We start from the raw sequence: 18797 nt of genomic DNA on the forward strand, positions 1-18797 counted from the left end.
CGCACGCATGCAACCTAAGACGACGGGATCGACGACTCAATTGAGCGTGGGTAGACGTCGGGCATATAAAGGGGCCAGGGAACGATACGAAGGCTTAGTCTCCTCGTTGCCACCGCGATGAGAAACCTGCCGGCACCGTGCGACGTCAGCAGTCGCCGGCCATATCTTCGTGAGCGCCGCACATCGGTGGGGACATCTCGAAGTTGAAGGCATACCGCTCCAGAGCTGCGCGCAGAGCCTCGGTGCCTTCGCCGGCGAGGACGCGCACGACCTGTCCCAGTCGGGGACTGCGTTCGAATGCCAAGTCGACGATGGTTGCACCCACATTCTGCGCCTCGCGGCGAACAGCGGCCTCGATCTCGCGTTGCTGAAGGGCCGGCTTGAAGATCTTGCCAATCCCGGTCAACGGCAGCGACGGCATGATCTTCACGAGCTTTGGGATCGCCGCCCGCTCGTGAACGTGGGCCGCGGCGAAATCCATCAGTTCCTGCTCGCTGACGGCAACGCCGGGTTTGGGCTGTACATAGGCAACCGGGACCTCGCCGGCATAGACGTCGGGGCTACCGACAGCAGCCGCCATCGCCACCGCTGGGTGTTTCGACAGCGCATCCTCGATCAGCTTCGGATCGATGTTGTGCCCGCCCCTGATGATCAGCTCCTTACGCCGGCCGGCCAGCCAGAAATAGCCCAAATCATCCTGTCGCCCGAGATCGCCGGTGTTGAGCCAGCGCGAGCCTTCAATATCGATCCACAGATCGGCGTTCTGCTGCGGATCGAGGTAGCCTGCGAACACGTTGGGCCCGGTGATGGCGATCGTTCCGATCTCATCAACGTCCGCCATTCGCAGGAAGCTCCCGGCGTCATCAAGAATGACGACACGCATCTGCTGGTATGGCAGGCGCAGGCCGATCGACCCGGCGCGGCGTTTGCTCTCCGGCGGATTGAGGCAAGAAACGCAAGTGCCCTCGGTCAGCCCATAGCCCTCGACGATCTTGAGGCCGGTCTTCGCTTCGAACGCCTCGATCAGCTTGGCCGGCATCGGCGCCGCGCCGCAGATCGCGTATTCGAGGTTGGAGATGTCGTTGTCGCAAATCGGCACCTCGAGCAGGGCGGCATAGATCGTCGGCACACCGGAGAATGTCGCAATGCGATAGTGCGCCGCGATCTCCCAGAAGCACGCGATCAGGTTCTTGCCGCGGTAGCCTTCGGGCGTGGCAAGCAGCACGTGATGGCCATGCATCCACGGCAACAAGCCGGTGGCGAGTTGCGCGTTGACGTGAAACAGCGGCAGGCCGCATAAATACGTCCGCGGCTCCTCGCGCTCGCCGAACACTTGCGCCGCGGCCCAGGCATCGAAGACCTCATTGCCGTGCGTACGCACCGCGATCTTCGGCGCGCCTGTCGTGCCACCGGTGCAGAAGTAAGACGAGACGGAATGTTCCGTGATCGTCCGCGGCGCGACCAGGCGATCGGCCGGCTGGGCCCGCATCGCCGCGCGGAAATCCACGATGTCGAATTTGGCATCGGGCACGCTGGCCGCTGCGGCCGCCACCGCCGTCCCCCCGGCTGCTCCAAGAGAAGTCATAGCGTCGACCAGCGCGACCACACGAAGCTCGGAGAGTGCCGAAAGGTGCGGCGCAAGCTTGCTCCATAGCTCGGCGCCGGGAAACGGCGCGAGCGTCACCAGCACCCGCACCTTGGCAGCGCGCAGGATCTCCACGATCAGATCGGGCGCGAGCAGCGGGTTGACCGCGAGCACCACCCCGGCCGCCTCACCGCCCCAGATCGTAAAGTGAGTTTCGGGTAGGTTCGGCAGCACATAGGCGACCGGACGATCCGCGCTGACGCCGAGGGCGTGAAGCGCGTTCGCGGAACGGGTTATCTCTGCCAGAAGCTCCGCGTAGGTCCAAGCCGAAGCACGTTGATAGGTGTCCGCAGTCAGAAAGAACGACAGCGCCTTGCGGTCGGGCCAGCGCTGAGCGCTCGCCGTGAACACCTCGTAGGTTGTTCGCGGCAAGCCCCGCGTCGCAAGAGGCTCGGCCTCGATTCTCTGAATATCGGCAAGATCTCGCACCGGCATTGGACGCCTTTCGCTTTCAGTCGTGAGAGGGATGAGCTAACGCGGATTCAGCGCTGCCACTGACGGCCCGCGCCGCTCCTGATGACGAGCGACACTTTCGCGGTCTTGATAACTTATGCCGGCCTGAATCGTGCGATCCCGTGCCCCTGTTCCGCGGCGGGCATGAAGGTAAGCGGCTGGTCGATGACGAGTTTCTCGGCATCCTCGACGACAATGTTGGTAATCATGCGCGGGCCCTCCGCGAGTTCGACCACGGCCACGTTATATGGCAGGCGGTCTTCGAACGCCGGATGAAACGCGCGATGGAATACCACCCAGCTGATCAGCTTGGCCTTGCCCGATGCATCGTGCCAGGCCCAGTCCGCTTCCAGACACTTCGGGCATTCGCCGCGCGCAGGCAGCCAGTTGTTGCCGCACTTGCGGCAATGCTGGAACGTGAGCTTGCCCTTCTTCAGCGCGTCCCAATAGGGCTTTGAGACTTCGTTGATGTCCGGGTCGGGAAGCGTGGCTTTCGGCTTAGTCTGTACGGTCGTATTCATTGTCCCAAAATGAGTGCTGCGTGGGTGTGCATCACTCCTCCTTGGTTAGAAATGATGCAATGCTTCGCGCCCTTGACTTGCAATGAAGCGTCTCCGCGCATCTGCCGGACGCCCTCGTGGATCAACTGCATGCCGGGCATGCCTGTCTCCGACAGGAGCCCGCCCGACGTGTTCATCGGCAGCTCGCCGCCGATCTCGATGTTGCCACCCTTCACGAAGTCGGCGATCTGCCCTTTCTTGGCAAAGCCGTAGTCTTCTAGCGTCATCAATGCCGTGATGGTGAAACAGTCGTAGATTTGCGCGACGTCCATGTCTTTGGGCTTCAGGCCTGCCATCCTGAGCGCAGTTTCGCCGGCGACTTTCGCCTGCGTCGAAGTCATGTCGGGCCGCTGCGTCACGTCCCACGACGTTTGGCCAAATCCGAAGCCCAGGACGGGCACCGGTTTTGCGACGCCCATCTTCCTGGCCCGTTCCGCACTCATCACCACGACGGCGGCGGCGCCGTCCGACACGAGTGTGCAATCGTCGCGGCAGAACGGTGCGACCATCGGCGGCAGATTCATGTAATCGTCAAGCGCGAGCGGCTTGCGCAGCTGCGCGTTCGGATTTTGCGCTCCATGGCGCCGGGCGGCCACAGCCACTGCGCCCAATGCCTCGCGGGGCGTGCCGAACTCGCCCATGTGGCGGCGCGCGATCATCGCATAGGAAGACAACACCGCAAACCAGCCGTAGAGCGCGTCTTCGCCGCGCGGTTGATTGTAGCTCGCCGCGGACCCGGTCTTCGGGTTGTCGGCAAAGGTGACCACGGCAACCTCGCATTGGCCGGCTTCGATGGCCATGATTGCCTGCGAGATCATGATGACATTGGACGAGCCGCCCGAATCCCATACGCCGCCGATCCTGGGTTGGAGGCCGATCGCTTCGGCAATCTTCTGCCCGTACATCATTTCGAATTTCGAGGTCGGACACTTCACGTAAAGTGCGTCCACCGCGTCCTTCTCAATGCCGGTGTCGTTCAGTGCCTTGCGGATTGCCTCGACATTCATCGAGATCGTCGTGCGGCCTGGCAGCGCGCCGAATCTGGTTGCACCGATACCGGCAATCACGGCTTTGCCGCTAAGATTTGTTCCCATTTCAGTTCCCCTTGAAATTGGGTTTGCGTTTTTCGCGAAAAGCCTTCGGGCCCTCCGTCGCATCCTCGGTCTCGCGCAGCAGCCGATTGATCAACTGCTCGATGCGCAGTCCCGTGTTAATGTCGGTGTCGCGCGAGCGGATCGCGAGCTCCTTCGCGGCCTGTACCGCGAGCGGCGCGTTGGCGGCGACGCGCGCGGCATATTCGCGCGCCGATTTCATCAGTTCGCTGTGTGGCACGACCTTGTTGATCAGGCCCCAGCGTTCGGCGGTTTTGGCGTCGATCGGATCGCCGGTCAGTAGCATCTCCATGCCGATGCACCAGGGCAACTGCTGCAGCGTGCGTTGCGTGCCGCCATTACCCGCGATGATGCCGCGCTTGACTTCGGACAAGCTGAACGTCGCGTGCTCGGAGGCGACGCGGATGTCGGTCGCAAACAGCATGGTCATGCCGCCGCCAATGCAGAAGCCGTTCACCGCGGCGATGATCGGTTTCCAAACTTCCAGCCCGCGGTTGAGCAGCTGGTCCTTCTGCGTCAACCACACGTCGGACCAGTTCTGTGTCATGGTCAGGAAGTTCTTGATATCGGCGCCGGCGCTGAAGGCCTTGTCCCCGGCCCCGGTGAGGATCGCGCAGCGGATCTGCGGATCGTCGCGCACGGTCTGCCATGCCTTCGAGATCGCCGCGTAGTGCTCGGCGTCGAGGGCGTTATGCACCTCAGCGCGATTGATAGTGACGGTGGCGACGCCGTCCTTGTCGACTTCAAGATCAATAGACATGATTCGTCCTCTCGCTTTCCGGCGCTCACCTCACGGAGCTACTCGAATTCCTCAGGCAGGGCCCATGCCCGAAAAAGGCACTCCCGCTGCTCTGTTGGATCTCCTACGTTTCCGCTGTCTCGATGGTCCTGATTTCACGGAGCCGGCCTATATCGACTTCGCTCAGGCCTATTTCGCGGAGGATTTCGGCAGTATGCTGTCCCAGCCGCGGCGGCGGCAGCCTGACTTTGCGCGTTACGTTCTCGAACTGGACCGGGTGCGCGATGGCCTTGTGAGAGCCCAGCTGCGGATGATCGTAGTCCACGATGATGCCGCGCGCCTTGGTCTGGGGCTCGTTCATGACGTCGGCTATAGTGTTCACCGGGGAGCACGGAACGCCGATCTTCTGGAGTTGCGCCAGCCACTCGGACCGCGTGCGCGTCGCCATGATGTCCTGAACGATTTCGATCGTGACTTCGAAATGAGCGACGCGATCAGCGTTGGTCGCAAAGCGGGGGTCCGCGAGAAGATCCTCGCGTCCCACGAGCTTGCAGAAGCGCTCCCAGTGATTGTTGTTCGCGATCCCCAAGAGGACGAGATCGTCCGACGCCTGGAAGACCTGATAGGGGCAGAGCGACTCGTGACCAGACCCGGATTTCGCCGGCAATTGGCCCCGTGCCCAGTAACTCTCCAGATTAAATCCGAGAAAGCCGACGGCGGTCTCGAACAACGACACCTCCAGGAAGCAGCCTTTCCCGGTCTTGCTGCGGTTGATCAGGGCAGCAAGGATGCCGGATAGAGCATGCATGCCCGTGCCTTGGTCGATCGGCGACAACGGCACTCGGGTCGGCCCGGATCCGGGATGACCGGTCATGCTGAGAATGCCGCTGTAGGCCTGCAGGATCAGGTCGTATCCGCGCGCGTCCTTCATTGGGCCGGATCGGCCGTAGCCTGAAACGCTGCAATAGATGATCTTCGGATTGATTGACCGAAGTGTTTCGTAGTCGATTCCGAGCCGCTCGGTCACGCCGCCAGCGAAGCTCTCGATCACGACGTCAGTTTTCTCCACGAGCGACCTGACGATCGGTCGGCTCCCGGGATTTTTCAGATCAAGGGCTAGACTCCGCTTGTTCCGGTTCACGTTCAGGAAAACCGCTCCGAACCCCTCCCGGAAAGGCGGCCACTGTCTGGTGTCGTCGCCCTTGCCAACGGGCTCGACTTTTATGATCTCGGCGCCGAGATCTCCAAGATACTGGGTGCACAGAGGACCTGCGAGGACCTGTGTGAAATCAAGCACGTGGGTACCCTCTAGCGGTTTCATGTCTCCCTCCAACACGGGATATAGATTGAGGCGCGCGCCTCCTCGTGCTCCCCTTCAACCGCAAGTCCGGACACGCTTGCACTTCTTGTCGGCGCAGAGTTGGACCTTCGGCTTGTCGTCATAGGGGGCACTCGGCACTCACCGGCCTCGGCTTCATTACATACGCGCCGGCGGAACTCGTCGCCTGCAAGCTCAGCGAGGCCAAAGCCCGCCGTAACTGGTGCCGGCCGTGCTGTTCGGGGTCGAGTTCTCGGGGGGATGACCATCATTATCGCCACCTGAGCAGGCGGTTCTCCAGCGAGCTCATCCCCGAGCTGATGCCGACGCCGATCATCGACAACAGGAAGATGATGCCGAACACCCCATTGGTCTTGAAGCTTGCGGCGAGCACGGACAAGGTCTGGCCGAGGCCGTGTTCGGAGGCGAAGATCTCCGCGCCGATCACGCCGAGCAGGGCGAAGACGAGGCCAAGCCGCAAGCCGTTGAAGATCACCGGCACGGCGCTCGGCAGCACGAACTTGCGGAAAATCTGACTTTCGCTGGCGCCGAGCGTGCGGGCGAGCGTGATGTGATCCGGATTGACGCCGCGCCCACCGGCCACGGTGCTGCTCAGCACGATGAAGAAGGTGAGGCTGAAACCGACCGCGACCTTCGAGGCGAGGCCCAGACCGAACCAGATGATGAACAGCGGGGCGAGCGCGATGCGCGGCATCGCGTTCAGCGCCGTGAAGATCGGGTTGAACACCGCTTCCGTCGTTGGGCTCGTGACGAACAGCATGCCGACCAGCACGCCTGCGACACTGCCGAGCACGAAGGCGATCATGGTGCCACCCATCGACCAGTAGAAGTCGTTTAACAGGCTCTGGGTGACGAACACCTCATGCCAAAGATACTGCACGATGCCGGTCGGCTTGCCGATCAGGATCGGATCGATCAGTTTCGAGTTGGCCGCCCACTCCCAGAAGACGAAGAACACGGCAAGAAAAGCCAGCCGTGCCGCCCAGATCTTTCCAGATCCCCACACGCGTTCGTCGATCATTGGCTTAATCCCTCTTCGAGCTTGCTCCACACCTGGGAGTAAAGTTCGTGATAGCGTGCCTCCTTTTGCAGCGCGCGCACCGAGCGCGGCCGGCCGAGCGTGATCGGAACGTCGGCAATGATGCGCCCCGGCCGCGAGCTCATGACGATGACGCGGTCCGACATCGACACGGCTTCTGACAGATCGTGGGTGATGAACAGCACGGTGCGCCGCTCGCGCTGCCATAGCGACAGCAGCACGTCTTCCAGCTGAAGTTTCGTCTGCGCATCGAGCGCGCCGAACGGCTCGTCCATCAACAGGATCGGCGAGTCCAGCGAGAACGTGCGCGCGAGCGCCACGCGCTGGCGCATGCCCTGCGACAGCGCTTTGGGATAGGCGCTCTCGAAACCCTTCAGGCCGACCTTTTCCAGCAGGTCGAGTGCTCGTGCGCGGCGCTTCTCAGCCGGCACTCCGCGCACCTCAGTGCCGAGTTCGGCATTGCTGAGCGCCGTGCGCCATGGCGCGAGCGCGTCACGCGCCAACATGTAGGCGAGATCGTGGCTGCCCCTGACCGGCGGCTTGCCGTTCACGAGCAGCGTGCCGCGACCCGCGCCCGACGGCAAAAGGCCGGCGGCGAAGTTCAACAGCGTGGTCTTGCCGCAGCCGGAGGGGCCGACGATGGAGACGAATTCGCCGGGCGCGATGTTCAGCGAGAATTCCGACACCGCTGTCAGCTTGGCGGCTTCGAACACCACCGACACCTTGTCGAAGATGATCGAGCCCGGAGCAGGCTTTGCTACGGCACCGGCGCTGGCCCTCATCTGCGTTGTGTTCATGGCCATATTCATGGTTTGATCTTTCGCTCGAGCCCGCATCAAGGCGTCTGTGGCGCCTTGTCCCACAACACCCGCTTGGCCTCGACCTTCACGTCGATGATCTTGTTCTCGAGGCTGAAGTCCATGATCTCCTGCAGCGCCGAGACCTTGACCTTCAGGTCCTTGCTGTAGGCGGGGATCACGCTCTTGATCCAGTTCCTGCGTATCTCATCGGCGCCTGCCATCTCCCCGAAGGAGATGATCGGCGTGTAGATCTTGACGAGCTCGTCGAAGTTCTTCGGATCGTTGAACCAGGCGGCCGCGTCGGTCATCGCCGCGTTGAACGCTTCCATCAGCTTCGGGTTACTCTCCACCATTTCCTTGCGCGCAGCGAATACGATGTTGGCGCCGATCGTCGCTTTCACCGACTTCGGACCTTCGCCGATTGTCATGTCGATCACCGTCTCGCAGGTCTTGTTGAATTGACACATCTGGGTCAGCGGCTGGTACATGATCGCCGCATCGATCTGCTTGCCGATGACGAGCGCGGTATAGGTGGTGTTCGGTGCGCCCACTGCAACATACGTCACATCTTCCGGATTCAAGCCGGCGTCCTTGAGCATGGCGTTGAAATACTTCTCGTTCGAGCTGCCGCGCGCGGCGACGCCGATCCGCTTGCCTCTGAAGTCATTCATGATCGCCGGATAGCCCTTGTCGCGGCTGGGCATCGGTACGTCTTTGCGGACGCTGATCGAGAGCACGTTCGCCGGTAGGGCGGTGCCGACAATGACAACCTCAGCGCCCGCCACCACCGCTGCGCCAACGAGATCCGCGCCGCTATTCGTGAAGTCGATGCTCTTGCCGACCAGCGCCTGGAGGCCGAGCGAGGTCGAATTGATTATCTTGATCTCGCACTTGAAGTTGTACTTCTCGCAGAAGCCTTTCTCCTTGGCGATGATCGCATGCATGTTGCCGGTCGTGCTGGCGTAGTTCTGGATGCCGACCGTTTCGCCGTTGGCGCGCGGCGTTTGTGCCGCAGCCTGGCCTGAGATAGCGGCAAGTGCGATAGCTGAGGCGGTGCACAAACTGAATCTGAATGACTGGCTTTTCATTTCTTACCTCCCGATGCGTTGTTATGACTGCCTGCTTCAGATGAACTGGTTCACCTCGAGCATGTTCGCGGAGGGATCCTGGAGATAGATCTGATACATCCTGTCCATCGCATACACTTTGGCGTCAGATATGAGCACGCCGTCCCGTTCAAGGCGGGCCTTTACGGCATGCACATCGCGCACCGAGAATGCCGGGTGTCCGCCGACTGTCGGGTTGTGCTCGAGGCTGTACCGGCTGGGGAAGCGTGGGTCGGCGCGAACGATGTGAATGCCGCGGTTGAAGTCGCCAACGGACAAAAGGGAAACCATTGACGGATCCACGACGACGTCACCAGCAGCAGCCGGAGCTTGCCAGCGACCTTCGGTCATGCCGGCGATTTCGACATAGAATGCGGCTGCTTCTCGCACGTCGCAGGCCTCTAGATTGACATGATGGATCCCCCATCCCCAGTCGTGCACCAAAGACTGAATGGCGTGGTCTGTTGGCCCACCCGTCGATCTCTGACAGAAGGCCACGACATTCATCGCCGGATCGATCGTGTAAATGGCGGATGCGTCAAAGTCGCCAGGCAGGGCATGCACGTAAGGTATCGCCGCTCTGTCCAGTCGGCTCGCGATTCCATTCAATTCGTCCGTGTCGAAAGCGACATGGCGAGTGCCTGCCGATCCGTGCAATTCCGACGCAGTTCTATTGAGCAGCCTCGGCGGCTTTCTGATTCGCAGGCCCCGACTGCCACTGCCGAAAGCGATCGTCTGATCGGCGACTTTAACGGGTCGGCCTAACCCGATATAGGATTCAAAGAATTTCTGTGCCTCCGCTAGATCGTGCGTTGCAAGGGACACTCGATGGATCGCTGAAATCGTCACTGCAACTCCTCCTGACCATATTGTTTGGTTAGCTTTGGACTGATGCCACCCCCGCCAGCGCCAGCGGCCGGAAGCCACAACAGTAAGTTCCTGGTTGGATCGTCGGCGCGACTTGCCCTGGTGGTGAACCGGATCCAGCCTGGAAAGCGACGCGCCGAGGTGATCTGCAGCCATTGATCCCCAAAAGCAGACCGGCAGCCAGTGGCTTGACGCATCGTTCCGCTGTATGGAACGAGGGAGAAGCGCGGCTTAAGGGCCAAACAGCATTATTGAGGAGGACCACATGACTTCCGGATCTCCCGTCGAGGCGGTTCGACGCGCCTTCGCGCTTTTGGAAGAGCTGAACCGCCAGCGTATCAACAGCGTTCAACATCTGCACAAGGCAACCGCTCTTCCGAAGTCGACCATCGTACGCCTGCTGGAGACTCTTCGGTTGCTCGGCTACGTGGCGAACGATCCACGACAGGGGGGCTACCAGGTGACCTCGGGGGTTCGCACACTAAGCTCAGGCTTCCATGGTGATCCGCTGGTGGTCGAGGCGGCTCGTTCTTGGGCGATCGAATTCACCCGCCGGCACAAGCTTCCGATCGGCATTGCCGTGTTCGATCGGGACGCAATGGTTGTGCGGTTCTCGACAACGCGGGAAAGTCCGATGTCACCATTTCACGCGACCGTTAACATGAGGCTGCCGCTTATGACGCGTGCGATGGGCCGCGCCTATATCGCGTTCTGTCCCACAGCGGAGCGTAATTACATTCTTGGTGTCCTCGCTCGCTCGGCTCATCCCGAGGATCGGGCCGCACGCGACCCGGAGGAGGTTCGCGAAATCATTGCGCGCGTGCGGCGCAACGGCTTCGCGGAACGATCGCCTGATGTCCCGCCGAAGTCAGCGAACACCTTCAGTGTTCCCATACGCCACGGACGCAAGGTTCTTGCCACCCTCGGAGTGAGTTACTTCATTTCGGCGATGCCGAAGACGAAGGCCATAGCATCTTACGTCCCTCCGCTTTTAGATCTGGCCAAAAAGATCGAAAAGAGCGTAGCGGATCTGACAAGAGTTCAGTGAGCAATTGACTGCGCTGAAGGGGCGAGGCGCCGGCAAGAGCAAGAGACCGAATTGCGTTAGATGTCGGGGGCCATGATTGGGCGAGATGCAGAGGCGGTAGCGGTCGCCGAGCACTTACATGGTCCCACTAAGACACACAGAAACTAAGCGAGCTATTTCGCGAGAACGGTGGAGCCGATCCTGCGAGAACGCCACTCAATCTTATTGCGCGTGCCGCGGCCTCTCCCACTGCCGTCGCTCTTGCCGCGCGGCTTGCCGGTCTCGTTCGCCTAGCCAATCACCGCGTGCTGGTTCAATGCGACTCGCTGGCGTAGCGAGAGCCGGGTGTCCTGATCTCCTGCAACTCGCGTTCCGTGAATGGAAAGGTCACGACAAAGGATGTGCCTTCATCATCAAACCAGTGACCAATCCGACCACCCAGGCTCCTGGCAAGATTGTGCGCGATCCTAAAGTCGCGCACCGGGCTCGCTCTCGCCATTCCCAACCCGTTGTCCGAAACCGCGCAATGAATTAAGCTGCCTTCCCACGTCAACTCAATACTTATCTTGCCCTCTCGAGTGCCGAAGAAGCAAGCGTGACGCACCGCGTTTGTTACAAGCTCTTTCGCGAGCAGCCCCAGTAACCAGCAGCGCCCGGTTTCGAGCGGCAAAGTAGCCGCTGAAATGATCAGATAAATCTTCAGTCGATGCACTCTGGATGGATTGACTGCCCAACCGACGTTGCAGAGATACTCCGCAGCATCGACCAACTTGTCGCGATCCGGCATGGCCAACACTACGTGGGCATGCCGGAGCTCAACGAAATCGTTCGGTGCCGTCTTGACATCTGGGCTTTCGGACTGGACGGCTGGGATAGAGACGAGATTGATCGCGGCAAACTGGTCTGCGACGGTTCTCACGACGGACATCCCTTTTCGAATTCGAGTGTGGGAGAGAGGAGATCCCTGCCAGTAGATAATTATCATCGTGGACTGGAAATCGATTCGACGAAGATACTGTTCACTAAGCGTTGGCTTAGCGCCGGCAAGCGGGTCTGAACTTAGCAGTCGGACGCGGGTCAGACGTCGGTACGAAAACGAAGATCTCGTCCTGCGTGTGCTCGTGCCTCGGCGGCGGGCGCTCATTCCGAGCCTGGTTCCGAAGTGATGTGTATCCTTATCGGTCGCGGGACGGCTGTCTGCGTATGCCCTTCTTCGCCATACTCAACTAATACACGAACATCCGAGGGAGCGTCGCCGGCTTTCCTAGAGCCTCGGTAAACGAGGCGCCACGACGTCGGCAATTGCCGTGTCGACTGGTGGCCGCTCGATGGAGCCGCCTTTTCAGTTCTACCCCTGATGCAGCACTTTCCCATTTCAAGTGGGGTAGGATTTTAACCCCACAAGATCCATTGGATAATCTTCTAATGGATTTGACTAGCGTCATTGGAAAGATTACTAATCGATGAACTTAGGAATGATTCCATGGCGACACCAGGCGAGCTTTGCAAGAAGGCCGCCGAATTACTCGGACTCGAGCCAAACGTAACCGCAACCGCATGGCGCATCCTGAGGGACAACATGGAGGTGACCACGGGCGGTCGCGGTCGTAGTGCTGCACATTGCGTGGCCTCGGATGCTGCAAAGCTCCTGATTGCGTCGGTCGGTAAGCTGCCTCTTCTCAGCACCTACAAAAGCTGGGGTCGGTACTCGCGGCTACCGGCTTGGACTGGACAATACATCTCGGCGCGGGCGCCCGACGGAAATGTTGGCGTTCAATGGGAAATCGATGTCCCAGAATTGATGGCGCTAGAGGAAAGTCACACCTTCGGCGACGGCCTCCAGGCACTCATGGAAGCCGCCGTCTCAGGTTCCTTACAGAAAAGTCTCGAAATTGGTTCAGCCGTCGTCACCCCTCGCCTCGAAGTGCGACTTTCAGGACCACTTCCACAGGCTGGCATCTCGATTTCGTTAGAGTGTGGTCAGCGTTCTTTCTCCAATGCGGTCGCCTATGCAGACTTTCCGAAATGCGACGTCAACATGTCCAAGTTGTTTGATTGGATAGACAGCACACCTCCGTCTCTGGGAGAGCACAGCGATCTTCAAACCACCCTCAGTTTTGGCTCTCATACAATACTTACTTTGGGCGCGTTACTCCGATCCGAGAAAGTCTCGCAATGACCCCATCAGAAGTTGGAGGAATACATGGAAGCGTTTATCGAACCCAATTGAGGCGAGTGAAAGCTCGCGGGCGCGGCACCTTCAAACATCAAGACACAATGCCCACGCAGCTCCGCTGCGGGACAAACACTGAAGGCTCCAAACGCAAGCAGCGGGGCCAATGATGGCACGTCAGCTCGCCCTTCCACCGACGCTGGCGCCTCGGCTGATTTGCCGAGAGGCTGCGGCGGCATACGTATCGGTGGCCCCAAATACGTTCGATACAATGGTGCGCGAAGGCAGAATGCCCAAGCCGCGCGTGCTGACCGCAGGTCGGAAAGCCTGGGACGTCCGGTTGCTCGATCAAGCCGTCGACGGACTGCCTTTGGAAGGCGAAGATGTCGGCACCGCTAACGACGGCTGGGATAATTAGAGATGCGCCGCAAATTACCGCCGAATGTCGAAAAGAACGTGGTCAAGGGACACGTCTACCTGTCTTATCGTGTTGGGAAGGGACCGCGGATCAAGCTGCCCAGCGACCCAACGTCAGATGAATTTAAATTGGCGTATGTCGCTGCCGTTGCCGGCAATACTGCAGCCAGGCCGACGCCGGCTAAAGACGCGCCGCGATCGATCGGTGCTCTTGTAACGTCGTACCTGAGTGGCGACAGGTTTTTGTCGCTCGGGCTCGGAAGTAAGGCTGGTTATCGCGGTCGTATGGATCAAATTCGCCGCGATCACGGTCACCGCGCTGTTTCAGGGCTGACGAAAGAACGGATCGAAGAAAAAATTCTGCGGCCGCTCCACAACCGGCCGGGCGCGAAGATCGACACCCTGAAGAAGCTTCGCATCCTGATCCGACACGCGAAGGATGATTTGAAGTGGCTGGCGGTGGACCCTTCCGAGGGCATTAAGCGCGGCAAGTCAAAGGAAATCCGCGCTTGGACGGATGCCGAAATGAAGGCCTTCGAGAACCGATGGGCATTCGGCACAAAGCAGCGCGCAGCTTACGAATTGATGCTCAACGTTGGCACCGCTCGCATTGACACCCACCTGACGACGTGGGTGCAAGCCGACGCTGACGATTTCGAGTACACTAGGCAAAAGACCGGGGTTCCAGTCCTAGTCGAGAAAGCGCAGTCACTTTGCGCCGCCCTCAGAGCACTTCCTCGAAAGCACGTCTGCATCTTGACGACCGAATGGGGCAGGCCGTTCACAGTCGACGGCTTCAGCGGTTGGATGCGCGATGCGATGACCGACGCCGGGTTGCCGCTCGATTGCCGGCCGCATGGTCTGCGCAAGACTTTTGGTCGCCTCCTCGCAGACGCTGGCGCGACCGCTCACGACATCATGGCCGCACTTGGCCATCTGACTCTGGGCGAAGCTGAGCGCTATACGCGGGAGGCGGACCGTCGTCACGGTGGCCGTCGCGCAATCGTAAAGCTTGAAGACCACAAGGCGAACAGAATTCCCCAAACCTCATCTGTGAGTTTGGGGAGACTGCCAAAAAGCAGAGGAGAATCAAAATGAAGAGAAGATCACTGGCGCTCCCTAGGGGAATCGAACCCCTGTTTCAGCCTTGAGAGGGCCGCGTCCTAACCGCTAGACGAAGGGAGCGTTGGCTGGAGGGAATAGCCGCGAAATCGTCCGGCTGCAAGGCGCTGAAGGCCATGGTTTTGGCGAACTGCGGCGGGCCGGGCGTGATTTTGCCGGTTTGGCATCGAAATCAGGCTTCAGGGCGCCTTCAACTGGGCGATGGCGGCGGCGCCGGCCGAAGGGTCGAGACTGTAGAAGACGGCCCCTGAGAATCCGGAACTCAGTGCGGACTGGGCGCGCATCTGCTGTCCGCTGCCACCGGCATAGGCTTGATTGACGAGGTCCTGTCCGGGGGCGCCCGTCTTTGGGACCCCGATATTAAAGTAATACGCTTTGCCCGCCTCGACCTGCACGTCGGTCTCGAACGCGAGGGATATGCCCGATTGAACCGAAAGCCTGTAGGAACCGGGCGAACGATCGACGAAGATGTAGGAGCCGTTGGTCACCGCCCCAACGGCTTTTCCGTCGACTTTGACTTCCGCCGCCGGAGCCGATCCGCCCAACGCGCCGAGAACGCCCTGCTCGCGCAGGAAGTACATTCTCGCCAGCCGGGAATCCTTTTGCTTGGTTTGAGATTCAATCGCCGAAGTTCCGGCGCATGCCGCCAACTGCAACGCAACGCAGAACGCGATAACAATACGGTGGAGCCGCCCCATTTCCGATCTCAGCTGATGTCCCTTCGACGAAGCTAGATCAAAAGTTGTCTGGATTAGCAATACACCCAGAGGAGTTTCTTCTTCAGACCCTATTGCGATTGGCCGCTGAGCGTTTTGCTGACGAATTTCAGCCTGCCGGCGGGTTTTAGCGTCCTGGCCTCGAACGGGAGGATTTTGGCCACCGGTTGTATCCAGCGTCTCCTCCTCGGCGGTTCAACGCCGGGCGAACGAACTCCTTCGTTGCCGGGCTTCCGCCGTGGCGAGGAAACCGGCCAACCGCCGGAAGCCCTGCTTTCGACAAACGGCAAATCCAAAACACCTGTCTGTGAAGTCACCGCGTCGTTAACGTCTGATAGCATCGCGGCATTCCTGATGCCGAGGGCGCCTCGGCCAAATCGCGAAAGGACATCCGCAAACAGCAAATTGCCTTAACCAGATTGCCTTCACGAAAATTGCCTTTGGGGCAGGGAAACCCGCGCGGCGATCCGAGCGAATGGAAATGTGTTCCGGCTCGCGCCGCAAACAGATCAACAGCTTAAAAAGAGCGAGGGACAGCCATGATCAAGGTGAAGATAAACGGCCAGGAACAAAATTGGGATGGCGATCCGGATCTTCCGTTACTCTGGTTTCTCCGGGATGAGGTGGGACTGACGGGAACCAAATATGGCTGCGGCCAGGCCCTGTGCGGCTCGTGCACCGTCATCATCGACAAGCAGGCCGTGCGCGCCTGCATCACCTCGGTTTCCGACGTAGTCGGCCGCGACGTCACCACCATCGAGGGCCTGCACCCGACCGGCGATCACCCGGTGCAGAAGGCCTGGCGCCAGCTCAATGTCCCGCAATGCGGCTATTGCCAGACCGGCCAGATCATGCAGGGCGCCGCGCTATTGATGGACAATCCAAAACCTTCCCATGACCAGATCCGCGAAGCGATGGCGGGCAACATCTGCCGCTGCGGCTGCTACCAGCGCATCGAGAATGCCGTGCATCTCGCGTCAACGGGGGTGTGATCATGAATATCCTCACCAATCCCAAAAAACTCCGTGGCTTTGAGCGGCACCTCAAGGTCGAGAACGTTTCCCGCCGCAGCATCCTGAAGGGCCTCGGCATCGCCGGCGGCTTTGCGCTCGCGGCGCCCGTGATGTCACGCCCGGCTTTCGCCGCCTATGAGACCGGCGCATCGAAGATGCCGCACGGCACCGTGGTCGATCCACGCGTGTTCGTCTCGATCGCGCCCGACGGCATCGTCACCATCGTCGGCCACCGCGCCGAGATGGGAACCGGCGTGCGCACCAGCCTGCCGCTGATCGTCGCCGAGGAGATGGAAGCCGACTGGTCGCGCGTCCGCGTTCAGCAGGCGCCCGGCAACGAGGCCAAATACGGCAACCAGGATACCGACGGCTCGCGCAGCACGCGGCATTATCTGATGCCGATGCGCCAGATCGGCGCCTCGGCACGCTCGATGCTGGAGGCCGCCGCCGCCAAGCGCTGGGGCGTGCCGGCGACCGAGGTGAAGGCCCGCAATCACGAGGTGGTCCACGCTGCGAGCGGACGCAAGCTTGGCTTTGGCGATCTTGCCGCCGATGCCGCCAAGGAATCGGTGCCCGGCATCGAAGGCTTGAAGCTGAAGGACCAGAAGGATTTCCGCTATCTCGGCAAGGGCCAGATCGGCATCGTCGACCTCAGGGACATCACCGTCGGCAAGGCGCATTACGGCGCCGATATCCGTCTGCCGGGCATGAAATACGCCGTCATCGCCCGTCCGCCGGTAACCGGCGGCAAGGTGAAGTCGTTCGACGCGGCGGAAGCGATGAAGGTCTCTGGAGTCGAGAAGGTATTGGAGGTCAAGGGCTGGCCGTGGCCATCCAAATTCCAGCCGCTCGGTGGCGTTGCCGTGATCGCCCGCAACACCGGGGCTGCGATCAAGGGGCGCGACGCGCTGAAGATCGTCTGGGATGACGGCGCCAACGGCAAATACGACTCGGTCGCCTACCGGGCTTCGCTGGAAGAGGCCGCGCGAAAACCGGGACTGGTGGTGCGCAAGGAAGGCGACGCCGATGCGGCGTTGAAAGGCGCCGACAAGGTGATCGCGGCTGAGTATTATTTGCCGCATCTGGCGCATGTCAGCATGGAGCCGCCGGTCGCGGTCGCCGACGTCAAAGGCGACAGGTGCGAAATCTGGGCGCCGGTGCAAAGTGCCGGGGGCACGCGCGAAGACGTCGCCAAGACACTCGGCATCCCCGACGCCAACGTCACCGTCAACGTCACGCTGCTCGGCGGCGGCTTCGGGCGCAAATCGAAATGCGATTTCGCGATCGAGGCGGCACTGCTGTCGAAGGAACTCGGTGCGCCCGTGAAGGTGCAATGGACGCGAGAGGACGATGTTCGTCACGGCTTCCTGCACACCGTCTCGGTGGAACGCATCGAGGCCGGGCTAGACAAGAGCGGCAAGGTAATCGCGTGGCGGCACCGCAGCGTCGCCCCGACGATTGCCTCGACCTTCGCAGCTGGTGCGAAGCATGAGGCGCCGTTCGAACTCGGCATGGGACTGATCGACAATCCGTTCGAGATCGCCAACCTGCAATGCGAGAATCCGGAGGCGGCCGCGCATACCCGCATCGGCTGGTTCCGTGCGGTGTCGAACATCCCGCGCGCCTTCGCGGTCCAGTCCATGGTCGCCGAAATCGCTTCTGCTACCAAGCGCGACCCGAAGGACATGCTGCTGGAGCTGATCGGATCGCCGCGCCTCGTCAACCTGTCGTCGGTGAAGGACCCCTGGAACTACGGCGAGCCCTATAGCAGCTATCCGATCGACACCGCCCGCCTTCGCAAGGTGGTCGAGCTCGTCGCGGACAAGGGCGGCTGGGGACGGTCCGTGCCGAAAGGCCACGGGCTCGGCATCGCCGTGCACCGGAGTTTCGTCAGCTACATCGCGACCATCGTCGAGGTCGCCGTTGACGACAAGGGCAAGTTCACGGTGCCCAGGGTCGATACCGCGATCGATTGCGGAACCTATGTCAATCCGGAGCGCATCGAATCCCAGATCGAGGGCGCTGCGATCATGGGGCTGAGCCTTGCCAAACATGGCGAGATCACCTTCAAGGACGGCAAGGTGCAACAGGGCAATTTCGACGATTTCCCTGTGATCCGGATGGACGAGTCACCGCTGGTGACCCACGTCTATATCGTGCCGCCGGGGCCCGACACGCCGCCCAGCGGCGTCGGCGAACCCGGCGTGCCGCCGTTCGCGCCGGCGTTGATCAACGCGATCTTCGCCGCCACCGGAAAGCGCATCCGGAGCCTGCCGATCGGCAAGCAACTGGAGGCGTGACAAGGAACGTTAAAGGGCTGTGGCCGTTTTCATCGATCTGACAGGAGCTAGGTCGATGAAAATGTCGATGAAAATCACGATGGTGAGGTTAGGGACGCTCGCGGCAGCCATGCTGTCGGGCGTCCTTCTTTTTGACATGCAGGCAGCGAACGCCCAGACCAACGCCGCGCCGGACACAACGGCAACCCGGCCGGCAAAAACGCCGTCAGGCCAGACTTCGATTCCAAGCAGCGGGCCAGCAGCCACGACGACGCAAACCACCGGCGAAGCCAGCCGGGATCCGACCATCAAGCAGATGAACGAAACCGAAAAGTCGAAGGTCGATTCCAAGGGCAAATGACTTGAAATAGAAAGCGGCGGGTTGAACCC

Annotated in this window: 18 protein-coding genes and 1 tRNA gene; 7 read left to right on the forward strand and 12 right to left on the reverse strand. The window is 60.7% G+C overall.

The window, feature by feature from the left end:
• Window positions 1–145: 145 nt before the first annotated feature.
• From JQ611_RS33790 to JQ611_RS42830, 9 genes are all read right to left on the reverse strand, one after another.
• Window positions 146–2080 carry an acyl-CoA synthetase gene (locus JQ611_RS33790; RefSeq protein ID WP_212467892.1) on the reverse strand — a complete coding sequence of 645 codons (1935 nt, stop codon included), beginning with the start codon at window positions 2078–2080 and terminating at the stop codon, window positions 146–148.
• A gap of 113 nt (window positions 2081–2193) precedes the next feature.
• Window positions 2194–2619, reverse strand: a complete 426-nt coding sequence (locus JQ611_RS33795; RefSeq protein WP_249133668.1) for a Zn-ribbon domain-containing OB-fold protein — start codon at window positions 2617–2619, stop codon at window positions 2194–2196.
• Window positions 2616–3752, reverse strand: a complete 1137-nt coding sequence (locus JQ611_RS33800) for a thiolase family protein (RefSeq protein ID WP_212467893.1) — start codon at window positions 3750–3752, stop codon at window positions 2616–2618. Before JQ611_RS33800 ends, JQ611_RS33795 begins: the two co-directional genes overlap by 4 nt.
• A 1-nt stretch (window position 3753) precedes the next feature.
• Complete coding sequence (locus JQ611_RS33805) at window positions 3754–4530, reverse strand: enoyl-CoA hydratase/isomerase family protein (protein ID WP_212467894.1); 777 nt, start codon at window positions 4528–4530, stop codon at window positions 3754–3756.
• A 103-nt stretch (window positions 4531–4633) separates the two neighbouring features.
• A complete protein-coding gene (locus JQ611_RS33810) occupies window positions 4634–5830 on the reverse strand; it encodes a CaiB/BaiF CoA-transferase family protein (protein WP_212467895.1) in 1197 nt (398 codons plus the stop codon).
• Window positions 5831–6098: 268 nt separating this feature from the next.
• Window positions 6099–6869 (reverse strand): ABC transporter permease, encoded by a 771-nt coding sequence (locus JQ611_RS33815; RefSeq protein WP_212467896.1) that lies wholly within the window; start codon window positions 6867–6869, stop codon window positions 6099–6101.
• Window positions 6866–7684: an ABC transporter ATP-binding protein gene (locus tag JQ611_RS33820; protein ID WP_212467897.1), complete on the reverse strand. Its 819-nt coding sequence runs from the start codon at window positions 7682–7684 to the stop codon at window positions 6866–6868. The genes JQ611_RS33815 and JQ611_RS33820 overlap by 4 nt, the downstream gene beginning before the upstream one ends.
• A 38-nt stretch (window positions 7685–7722) precedes the next feature.
• Entirely contained in the window at window positions 7723–8775 is a 1053-nt protein-coding gene (locus JQ611_RS33825; RefSeq protein ID WP_212467898.1) for an ABC transporter substrate-binding protein, read from the reverse strand.
• Window positions 8776–8811: 36 nt separating this feature from the next.
• Complete coding sequence (locus JQ611_RS42830; protein WP_212467899.1) at window positions 8812–9642, reverse strand: VOC family protein; 831 nt, start codon at window positions 9640–9642, stop codon at window positions 8812–8814.
• A 283-nt stretch (window positions 9643–9925) separates the two neighbouring features.
• Here JQ611_RS42830 and JQ611_RS33835 point away from each other — a divergent pair, with 283 nt between their 5' ends.
• Window positions 9926–10708 (forward strand): DNA-binding transcriptional regulator, encoded by a 783-nt coding sequence (locus JQ611_RS33835; protein WP_212467900.1) that lies wholly within the window; start codon window positions 9926–9928, stop codon window positions 10706–10708.
• A 292-nt stretch (window positions 10709–11000) separates the two neighbouring features.
• Here JQ611_RS33835 and JQ611_RS33840 read toward each other — a convergent pair whose 3' ends face one another.
• Window positions 11001–11606, reverse strand: a complete 606-nt coding sequence (locus JQ611_RS33840; RefSeq protein WP_212467901.1) for a sensor histidine kinase — start codon at window positions 11604–11606, stop codon at window positions 11001–11003.
• Window positions 11607–12170: 564 nt separating this feature from the next.
• Here JQ611_RS33840 and JQ611_RS33845 point away from each other — a divergent pair.
• From JQ611_RS33845 to JQ611_RS33855, 3 genes are all read left to right on the forward strand, one after another.
• Window positions 12171–12866: a hypothetical protein gene (locus JQ611_RS33845; protein WP_212467902.1), complete on the forward strand. Its 696-nt coding sequence runs from the start codon at window positions 12171–12173 to the stop codon at window positions 12864–12866.
• A 163-nt stretch (window positions 12867–13029) separates the two neighbouring features.
• Window positions 13030–13278: an AlpA family transcriptional regulator gene (locus JQ611_RS33850; RefSeq protein WP_212467903.1), complete on the forward strand. Its 249-nt coding sequence runs from the start codon at window positions 13030–13032 to the stop codon at window positions 13276–13278.
• A 2-nt stretch (window positions 13279–13280) separates the two neighbouring features.
• Window positions 13281–14375 (forward strand): tyrosine-type recombinase/integrase, encoded by a 1095-nt coding sequence (locus JQ611_RS33855; RefSeq protein ID WP_212467904.1) that lies wholly within the window; start codon window positions 13281–13283, stop codon window positions 14373–14375.
• Between the two features lie 12 nt (window positions 14376–14387).
• Here the strand turns inward: JQ611_RS33855 and JQ611_RS33860 are convergent.
• Window positions 14388–14462: transfer RNA gene (locus JQ611_RS33860), tRNA-Glu, on the reverse strand.
• Between the two features lie 116 nt (window positions 14463–14578).
• Window positions 14579–14980, reverse strand: a complete 402-nt coding sequence (locus JQ611_RS33865; protein WP_212467905.1) for a DUF2846 domain-containing protein — start codon at window positions 14978–14980, stop codon at window positions 14579–14581.
• 674 nt (window positions 14981–15654) lie between these two features.
• Between JQ611_RS33865 and JQ611_RS33870 the strand changes: the two genes are divergently transcribed.
• Genes JQ611_RS33870 through JQ611_RS33880 form a run of 3 tightly spaced genes read left to right on the forward strand, consistent with a single transcriptional unit; the run spans window position 15655 to window position 18768 of the window.
• Window positions 15655–16107 (forward strand): (2Fe-2S)-binding protein, encoded by a 453-nt coding sequence (locus JQ611_RS33870; protein ID WP_212263082.1) that lies wholly within the window; start codon window positions 15655–15657, stop codon window positions 16105–16107.
• Window positions 16108–16109: 2 nt separating this feature from the next.
• Window positions 16110–18428 (forward strand): molybdopterin cofactor-binding domain-containing protein, encoded by a 2319-nt coding sequence (locus JQ611_RS33875; RefSeq protein ID WP_212467906.1) that lies wholly within the window; start codon window positions 16110–16112, stop codon window positions 18426–18428.
• A gap of 19 nt (window positions 18429–18447) precedes the next feature.
• Complete coding sequence (locus tag JQ611_RS33880; RefSeq protein WP_312012310.1) at window positions 18448–18768, forward strand: hypothetical protein; 321 nt, start codon at window positions 18448–18450, stop codon at window positions 18766–18768.
• Window positions 18769–18797 lie beyond the last annotated feature (29 nt).

It is taken from the genome of Bradyrhizobium sp. AUGA SZCCT0182 (assembly GCF_018130185.1).
Taxonomy (GTDB): Bacteria; Pseudomonadota; Alphaproteobacteria; order Rhizobiales; family Xanthobacteraceae; genus Bradyrhizobium.

Coding starts and splice junctions, on each gene's coding strand:
- JQ611_RS33870 (WP_212263082.1), top strand. CDS start 15,655: ATGATCAAGGTGAAGATAAACGGCCAGGAACAAAATTGGGATGGCGAT.
- JQ611_RS33790 (WP_212467892.1), bottom strand. CDS start 2,080: ATGCCGGTGCGAGATCTTGCCGATATTCAGAGAATCGAGGCCGAGCCT.
- JQ611_RS33845 (WP_212467902.1), top strand. CDS start 12,171: ATGGCGACACCAGGCGAGCTTTGCAAGAAGGCCGCCGAATTACTCGGA.
- JQ611_RS33810 (WP_212467895.1), bottom strand. CDS start 5,830: ATGAAACCGCTAGAGGGTACCCACGTGCTTGATTTCACACAGGTCCTC.
- JQ611_RS33800 (WP_212467893.1), bottom strand. CDS start 3,752: ATGGGAACAAATCTTAGCGGCAAAGCCGTGATTGCCGGTATCGGTGCA.
- JQ611_RS33850 (WP_212467903.1), top strand. CDS start 13,030: ATGGCACGTCAGCTCGCCCTTCCACCGACGCTGGCGCCTCGGCTGATT.
- JQ611_RS33865 (WP_212467905.1), bottom strand. CDS start 14,980: ATGTACTTCCTGCGCGAGCAGGGCGTTCTCGGCGCGTTGGGCGGATCG.
- JQ611_RS33820 (WP_212467897.1), bottom strand. CDS start 7,684: ATGAACACAACGCAGATGAGGGCCAGCGCCGGTGCCGTAGCAAAGCCT.
- JQ611_RS33795 (WP_249133668.1), bottom strand. CDS start 2,619: ATGAATACGACCGTACAGACTAAGCCGAAAGCCACGCTTCCCGACCCG.
- JQ611_RS33875 (WP_212467906.1), top strand. CDS start 16,110: ATGAATATCCTCACCAATCCCAAAAAACTCCGTGGCTTTGAGCGGCAC.
- JQ611_RS33825 (WP_212467898.1), bottom strand. CDS start 8,775: ATGAAAAGCCAGTCATTCAGATTCAGTTTGTGCACCGCCTCAGCTATC.
- JQ611_RS33815 (WP_212467896.1), bottom strand. CDS start 6,869: ATGATCGACGAACGCGTGTGGGGATCTGGAAAGATCTGGGCGGCACGG.
- JQ611_RS33835 (WP_212467900.1), top strand. CDS start 9,926: ATGACTTCCGGATCTCCCGTCGAGGCGGTTCGACGCGCCTTCGCGCTT.
- JQ611_RS33855 (WP_212467904.1), top strand. CDS start 13,281: ATGCGCCGCAAATTACCGCCGAATGTCGAAAAGAACGTGGTCAAGGGA.
- JQ611_RS33805 (WP_212467894.1), bottom strand. CDS start 4,530: ATGTCTATTGATCTTGAAGTCGACAAGGACGGCGTCGCCACCGTCACT.